The sequence below is a fragment of the Desulfuromonadales bacterium genome (genome assembly GCA_035620395.1).
Lineage (GTDB): Bacteria > Desulfobacterota > Desulfuromonadia > Desulfuromonadales > DASPGW01 > DASPGW01.
In genome coordinates this window covers 1-6,705 of record DASPGW010000176.1, presented here as the reverse complement: position 1 = coordinate 6,705, position 6,705 = coordinate 1, and the positions used below count along the sequence as shown (strand labels likewise).

Genomic DNA, 6,705 nt, shown 5'->3' with positions numbered 1-6,705 from the left:
GAAGGGTGCGATGATTCGCACGCGCAGTACGCTGTTGATGTCCTTGAGCAGGTCCTGACCGCCACGGCCGTAAATGATGACGTTCCCTTTGAGGGCGTACTCCAGGATGATCAGTTCGATCAGGTGGAGGTCGACCGCCATTTGCTCGTCAAGTTTCTCGACGAACGCTGGAGGTTTTTCGTCTGTTATTTCAAGGGCTTCAGGTGTAAGACCGTAGTTGCCGGCAACTTTGGCGATGGCTTCGCCGTCCACCAGGGTGTAGCCGAGTTTTTCCGCCGCCCGGTGGACGATGGGAATGCCGCCGCTGCCCATTTCGCGCGAGATGGTGATAATCGCCATGGTTCTCCCCTTTGAATGGATTGGAACGCGTGAAGCAGCGGGAATCTTAACAAGCCGCAATTGGGATGACAAGATTTAAATGCGCCCGCGGTATGGGTCCCGCGCCCCGCAACCGGCCCGACAGAACAGAGCCCCAGGCACGGAAAAGTTCTTAATAAACCGGCTTGAAGTCGAAATAGTGGCTGGTCTTGATGAAGCGAACCGTGCGGCTTTTCGAACGCATGACGATCGAGTGCGTCTCGGCTCCGCCGGCGAAATAACGGACCCCCTGCAGCAGTTCGCCGTTGGTTACCCCGGTGGCGGCGAAAAAGACGTCCCCGCGGGCCATTTCCTCGGCCGTGTAGACCTTGTCGAAGTCATCGATGCCCATGTTTTTGGCGCGGGTACGTTCGTCGTTGCTCATGAAGACGAGGCGGCCCTGCATGTCTCCCCCCATGCACTTGAGGGCGGCCGCCGCCAGCACCCCTTCGGGGGCGCCGCCGATGCCCAGCAGCATATCGACGCCGCTGCCTTCGACCGCCGCGGCGATGGCCGGGGCCACATCGCCGTCGGGGATCAGGTGGATGCGCGCCCCGGCCCGACGGATTTCGTTGATCGTCTTCTCGTGACGGGGACGGTCGAGGATGACCACGGTCAGGTCTTCCACATAGCAGCCTTTGACTTCGGCGATCCGCTTGAGATTCTCGCCGGGCAAGGCGTTGATGTCGATGACACCCTTGGCCGAGGGTCCGACAGCGATCTTCTCCATGTACATGTCGGGAGCGTGCAGGAAGCCGCCGCGCGGAGCCATGGCGATGGTGGTGATCGAGCCGTTCATCCCCTTGGCGCAGATGCTGGTGCCCTCCAGCGGATCGACGGCGATGTCGACTTCGGGCGCCGTTCCGTTGCCGACCTTCTCGCCGATGTAGAGCATGGGGGCTTCATCCATCTCCCCCTCGCCGATGACGACGGTACCGCTGATGCCGACCGAGTCGAGGGTGCGACGCATCGCATTGGTGGCGGCTTCGTCGGCGGAATTCTTGTCCCCCTTGCCGACCCAGCGGCCGCAGGCGAGGGCGGCCGCCTCGGTGACTCTCACCAGTTCCAGTGCCAGATTGCGATCCATCGGGTTTCCCTCCTTGGGGTGGTGATGATCAATTCGCGGGGCGTATAATGGCATGTCTTGCGGGCAAAGACAAGTTTTTGGGGTGGCGTTTTTGGGGTGGTGTCCATATCGCAAAATGCATATAATTGACAGGAAAGAACCGATTGCAACGAGAGGATTAATGCTGATGTGGATACGGTATCTGTCGCTGGTGCTGCTCCTCCTGGGCTGTCTCGCTTCTCCCGCCGCCGCCGCTGCCGGCGTTGCCCGCGACCTGTCGGTCCCGGAGGCGGTCGACCTGCTGCGGAAGGACTCCCGGGTCTACCTGCTCGATGTCCGCACGCCAGGCGAATACCGCCAGGTGCGCCTGGAGGGGGCTCACCTCATCCCCATCGACCAGTTGCTGCGCCGGGTCGGCGAGTTGCCCAGGGACCGACCCATTCTCGTCTATTGCACCGTCGGCGCGCGCAGTTCCCAGGTTTTCAGGTACCTGGCGGCACAGGGATATTCCGAGGTTTATAATCTCTCCGGCGGGCTCTCGGCCTGGCAGTTGCGCGGCCTGCCGGTGCTCAAGGGCGCTCCCTGACCTCTATCCATGTTCGGGCATTTATCCGCAGACCGCGAGCAGCAGCCATGAGCGATTTCTTCATCTGGGCCCACCGGGGCGCCTCGGCGGTCGCGCCGGAAAATACCATGGCGGCATTCCGGGCGGCGGAGGCCGCCGACGCCGACGGAATCGAACTGGACGTGCATCTCAGCCGTGATGGCGTGCCGGTAGTGATCCATGACGAAACCGTCGATCGCACCACCGACGGCCACGGACGGATTTCCGGGCTGCCGCTGAGGGAACTGCGGCGGCTCGACGCCGGCGGCTGGTTTTCCCCTGCTTTTGCCGGCGAGGCGCTGCCGACCCTCGAAGAGGTCTTCGCCTGGGCGGCCGACCGGCTGCGGCTCAACGTCGAGATCAAGGCCGTGCCGGCCGGTCTGGCCGTCATCGAGCTGCTGCGGGCGTATCCTCTGGCCCGCGTCCTGATCTCCTCCTTCGACCATGCTCTGCTCGAACGGCTGCGTCTTCAGAACCCCGACCTGCCGCTCGGCTTTCTCGTCGATTCGCGTTTCTGGGGACGGGCCGTCCGGAGGGCGGTCGGCTGCCGGGCGGAAAGCGTTCACCCCCGTTACGACCTCCTTTCCCGTCCCCTGATGGCCGCCTGCCGCCAACACGGGCTGGCCGTCCACTGCTGGACGGTCGATCACCCCGACGTCTGCAGCGCGCTCCGCCGCCTGGGCGCCGCCGGCATCTTCACCAACGATCCCGCCCTCATCGCCCGCCATCTGCGCCGCTCCGGCGGGGAGGCCCGCCCCTGACCCATGCATCCGCCCCTACCGCACAGTCGCCACGACAAAGATTCAAGTGTCCGATATTAAAGCCTAATGCGCTCAGGTCCGGTTTTGACAAGCGCGGCTGGCCTGTTAGACTGAAACTCATTGAAGAATTTGTCCGGACGGCATCAACTGTCGTGAAAGGGTGTGCTTGTGCTGACTGACTTGAGCCAGATTCGTTCCATTGTCTTCGACCTCGACGGCACTCTCTATGTCAGCGACGAGATTGCCGATGAGATATGGACCGCTGCCTGTGACCTGGTGGCCGGCAGCCGCGGCCTCAGCCGGGAAGGGGGAAGGGAGGTGCTGCGTTGCGCGAAGCGGCGGCTGGCCGAGACCCTCGAGGAGGAGCCGACCCTGACCCGGACCTGCCTCGAACTTGGCATCGAGGTCTCCGATTTCCACCGGGCGCTGCAGAAGCGGGTGCGCCCCGAGGCCTATCTCGACCACGACCCGGTCCTCTATGCCCTGCTCGATTCCCTGCGCGATCGTTGCGAGCTCTATCTCTACACCAACAACAGTCTGCCATTGACGCAGAAGATCCTCGCTCTGCTGGGTGTCGATGGCATGTTCCGCCGGCTCTATACCATCGAATTCAGCTGGCGCCCCAAGCCGGACGCCGACACGCTGGAGCGGCTACTGGAAGATATCGGCGGCCCGCCGGAGAGTTTCCTTTTCGTCGGCGACCGGCAGCATGTCGATCTGAAGATTCCCCAGGCGGCCGGCATCCCGACGCTGCTGGTCAGCGAGACGGCCGATCTGCTGCAGATCCATAAGATGATGGGCGTGATTCCCTGAGAAGGCGCCGACCTCGGCCATGGAAGCAGTCAAAGAAATGACCTGCCGGCCAAAATCATGGCTCGCCATTCTATAGATTCTTGAAGTATTCCCCGTATTTTTTGTCAAATTCCAGAACATGGTTCATGAACCAGTCCCGCATGAAAATCAGGACACTCAGAGGTGCAGTGGCATTGCCCTTGAGGTGTTGTTCGCGGAGATTGACCAACTGGTCCCGGAAATATTGGTGCTGCTTCTTCTGCACCTCCAGGCCTGGGAACCCGGTCTGCTCAAGGAGTGTTTCCTCCTCCTCGAAGTGGGTCAGCACGTAGGCGAAAAGTTCCCGGAAAAGCGCAGTGAGAAATTCAGGATCACGATCCTGGGTTTCGCTGTAGAGATGGACTTTATTCAGCAGGGCCATGAATTTCTGGTGCTGCTGGTCCATTTCCGGGATATTGACGCTGAACTGATGTTTCCATTTGAAAAATTCCATGTCTTCTCCTCTCAGGGTATTTGAGGGATTGTATCTGCAAAAAATTTGCCATTGCAGTGGCGGTGCAAAATCTTGTGTCTCTACAGTATTCCGGGGAAGTGGTTCGGCAAGGCCAACCAGGACCCCTGTTCGGTTCCCTGTCGACAAATCCTGGTCAGTCGCCGTAAACAATCAGGGATTCGCGTTTATAGATGCCGACGAGAATGCTCAGCGTCCTCTTGTCCATGTAGTAGATCTCCTTGATGCCCGCCTTCTGCGCCTCACGCAGGATCAGGTCCGCTGACCATTCGGCGTAGATGCTGCGCCCGGTTACCGGCTCCTTTATCTGGTGACTTCTGATCACGCAACGCTTTGTCCCGACCGGAGTCTCGTTGAATTCCGAGGAGTAGGGGGCGGTCGTATCCGAATAGATCAAGCCGCGTGGCAGCGAACACCCCGCAAGGAGCAGCGCGAGCAGGAAGGAGCATGCACCTTTAGTCGCCGTAGACAATGGTCGTCACCTTCGCATAGAGCCCGAAGAGAAGAAAGAAGAGCTTCGTGTCGGCGTGGCGGATGACCGTGATGTCCCCGTTTTCTGCGGCGGCTTGCGTGCCGCCGTTTCCCCAGGCGAAAAGCCAGAGGACCGAATGGTTGCTCGACTGGCCCGTCTTTGTCCCCAGTTCGGTCTTGTTGAACTCGGTACCCAGCGGCCGCTGGATGCTGGTGTAGGCGCAGCCCGGGACCAGGAGCGAGATGAGAAGCAGGACGCCGATGCCGCATTTCCCGACAGAATGCATGTGGATGCCCTCCTGTTGATTCATTCTTCCGGAACGGAAAGAGGTCGACCGGTCTGGGTGGTAGTGTCTTGAGTATAGCCTGAAACGACCCCGATTTCCTCCTCGCGGAGCCGGGACGCCGCCTCCCCGTTTCACCTCTTCACCCGACGTTGCCCTGATTCCCACTAATGGTATGCTTGTATACCATGGCCCGCGAAGACCTGCAGAAACTCAAGATCGACAAAAGGGGAGCCGCCCGGCCGCGGCGAAGCGGCGTCGTTTGGCGCTGGACTGCCTTCGTCCTGGTGCTGCTGGCTCTGCTTTTCCTGACCAGGTGGGTCTTTTTTCCCCCGACCGTCGAAGTGGAGGTGACCACCGTCTCCCGCGTCTACCCCTCCCTCGGCTTCACCGTGCTCAACGCCAGCGGCTATGTCGTCGCCCAGCGCAAGGCGGCGGTGGCGGCGAAGACGACCGGCCGCCTGGAGTGGCTCGGGGTCGAAGAGGGAAGCCGGGTCCGGGAGGGGGAGGTGATCGCCCGCCTGGAGAGCCGGGACGTGGCGGCGGCGCGGGATCGGGCGGCGGCCGGGCTGGAGCGGGCCCGGGCCGTCCTGGCCGAGGCCGATGCCGAGGCGAACGAGGCCGAGCTCTCCTTCCGCCGCTTCCAGGAACTGTTGGCCGGCGGCTTCGTCTCCCGGGCCGAATACGACGCCGCTTTGGCCCGTCGCGACCGGGCCCGGGCCGGCGTGGCGAGCGCCCGGGCGGCGGTGGCGGCGGCCGCGGCCGAACTGCGGGAGGCCGAGGTGGCCTTCGACTACACCCGGGTGCGCGCCCCCTTCGACGCCGTGGTCCTGACCAAGAACGCCGACATCGGCGACATCCTCACCCCGATCGGCGCGGCGGCCGAGGCAAGGGCGGCGGTGGTGAACATCGCCGATCTCGACTCCCTGCAGGTGGAGGCCGACGTCTCGGAGTCGAGCCTGGAGAAGGTGGGCGTCGGCCAGCCCTGCGAAATCCGCCTCGACGCCCTCCCCGAGGAGCGCTTCGCCGGCGAGGTGCACATGATCGTGCCGACCGCCGACCGCAGCAAGGCGACGGTGCTGGTCAAGGTCCGCTTTCTCGACCCCGATCCCCGCATCCTGCCGGAGATGAGCGCCCGGGTCGCCTTCCTGGCGCGGGCGCCGGCCGAGGAGGAGCGCACCCCGCGGACCGCCCTGCACGCTGCCGCGCTCCGGCGGCAGAACGGCCGCACCGAGGTCTTCGTCATCCGTGCGGGGCGGGCGGTGGCGACGCCGGTGACGCCGGGGGAGGCGATCGGCGACCTGGTGGAGATCCGGGAGGGGGTGGAAACCGGGGAGAAGGTGGTGCTGCGCCCCCTGGAGAAGATGCGGGACGGCATCCGGGTAAAGACGCCCGAGTAGGGGCAGGCCCCCGTGCCTGCCCGTTCCGTAGGGGCAATTCATGAATTGCCCTTGCATAGGTTGCCATGGAAAATGACCGCCCCCCCATCGTCGAAATTTGCGGCCTCTGCAAGTCGTACCGGCGCGGCGCCCAGATCATCCCGGTCCTCGAGGAGATCACCCTCGACCTCGCCGCCGGGGAGTTCCTGGCCCTGATGGGCCCCTCCGGCTCGGGCAAGACGACCCTGCTCAACCTGATCGCCGGCATCGACCGGGCCGACGCCGGCACCATCCGGGTGGACGGCCTCGACATCACCCTCCTTTCGGAGCCGGAACTCGCCGCCTTCGAGAACGTCGAACTGCCGCTGCTGCTCACCGGCCTCTCCCGGCGCGAGCGCCGGGAGCACGCCACCGCCGCGCTGGCCGCGGTGGGGCTGGCGGACCGGATGGACCACCGTCCCGGGCAGCTCTCCGGCGGCC

The 6,705-nt window shown here is 63.5% G+C and carries 10 protein-coding genes; 5 read left to right on the top strand and 5 right to left on the bottom strand.

Features of this window, described 5'->3' with window-relative positions:
- Together VD811_09355 and glpX are read right to left on the bottom strand one after the other, a co-directional pair.
- On the bottom strand, positions 1–339 hold a 339-nt coding region (locus VD811_09355; GenBank protein ID HXV21174.1), incomplete at its 3' end, for a cytidylate kinase-like family protein.
- A 151-nt stretch (positions 340–490) separates the two neighbouring features.
- A complete protein-coding gene (glpX, locus tag VD811_09350) occupies positions 491–1,444 on the bottom strand; it encodes a class II fructose-bisphosphatase (protein ID HXV21173.1) in 954 nt (317 codons plus the stop codon).
- 166 nt (positions 1,445–1,610) lie between these two features.
- Between glpX and VD811_09345 the strand changes: the two genes are divergently transcribed.
- From VD811_09345 to VD811_09335, 3 genes are all read left to right on the top strand, one after another.
- Positions 1,611–2,009, top strand: a complete 399-nt coding sequence (locus tag VD811_09345) for a rhodanese-like domain-containing protein (GenBank protein HXV21172.1) — start codon at positions 1,611–1,613, stop codon at positions 2,007–2,009.
- A 47-nt stretch (positions 2,010–2,056) separates the two neighbouring features.
- On the top strand, positions 2,057–2,788 hold the full coding sequence (locus VD811_09340) for a glycerophosphodiester phosphodiesterase family protein (protein ID HXV21171.1): 732 nt from the start codon (positions 2,057–2,059) through the stop codon (positions 2,786–2,788).
- A gap of 168 nt (positions 2,789–2,956) precedes the next feature.
- Positions 2,957–3,601, top strand: a complete 645-nt coding sequence (locus VD811_09335) for an HAD family hydrolase (protein ID HXV21170.1) — start codon at positions 2,957–2,959, stop codon at positions 3,599–3,601.
- A 70-nt stretch (positions 3,602–3,671) separates the two neighbouring features.
- On the opposite strand, the gene VD811_09330 is transcribed toward VD811_09335, so the two are convergent.
- The 3 genes from VD811_09330 to VD811_09320 form a co-directional block, all read right to left on the bottom strand.
- Complete coding sequence (locus VD811_09330; GenBank protein HXV21169.1) at positions 3,672–4,073, bottom strand: bacteriohemerythrin; 402 nt, start codon at positions 4,071–4,073, stop codon at positions 3,672–3,674.
- A 154-nt stretch (positions 4,074–4,227) separates the two neighbouring features.
- Positions 4,228–4,416, bottom strand: a complete 189-nt coding sequence (locus VD811_09325; protein ID HXV21168.1) for a TRL domain-containing protein — start codon at positions 4,414–4,416, stop codon at positions 4,228–4,230.
- 130 nt (positions 4,417–4,546) lie between these two features.
- Complete coding sequence (locus tag VD811_09320) at positions 4,547–4,849, bottom strand: TRL domain-containing protein (protein HXV21167.1); 303 nt, start codon at positions 4,847–4,849, stop codon at positions 4,547–4,549.
- A 167-nt stretch (positions 4,850–5,016) separates the two neighbouring features.
- On the opposite strand from VD811_09320, the gene VD811_09315 reads away from it, so the two are divergent.
- Both VD811_09315 and VD811_09310 read left to right on the top strand, forming a co-directional pair.
- Positions 5,017–6,246, top strand: coding sequence for an efflux RND transporter periplasmic adaptor subunit (locus VD811_09315; GenBank protein HXV21166.1), 1,230 nt, complete (start codon positions 5,017–5,019; stop codon positions 6,244–6,246).
- Positions 6,247–6,311: 65 nt separating this feature from the next.
- Positions 6,312–6,705 (top strand): ATP-binding cassette domain-containing protein (locus VD811_09310; protein ID HXV21165.1); only part of this gene is annotated, 394 nt, incomplete at its 3' end.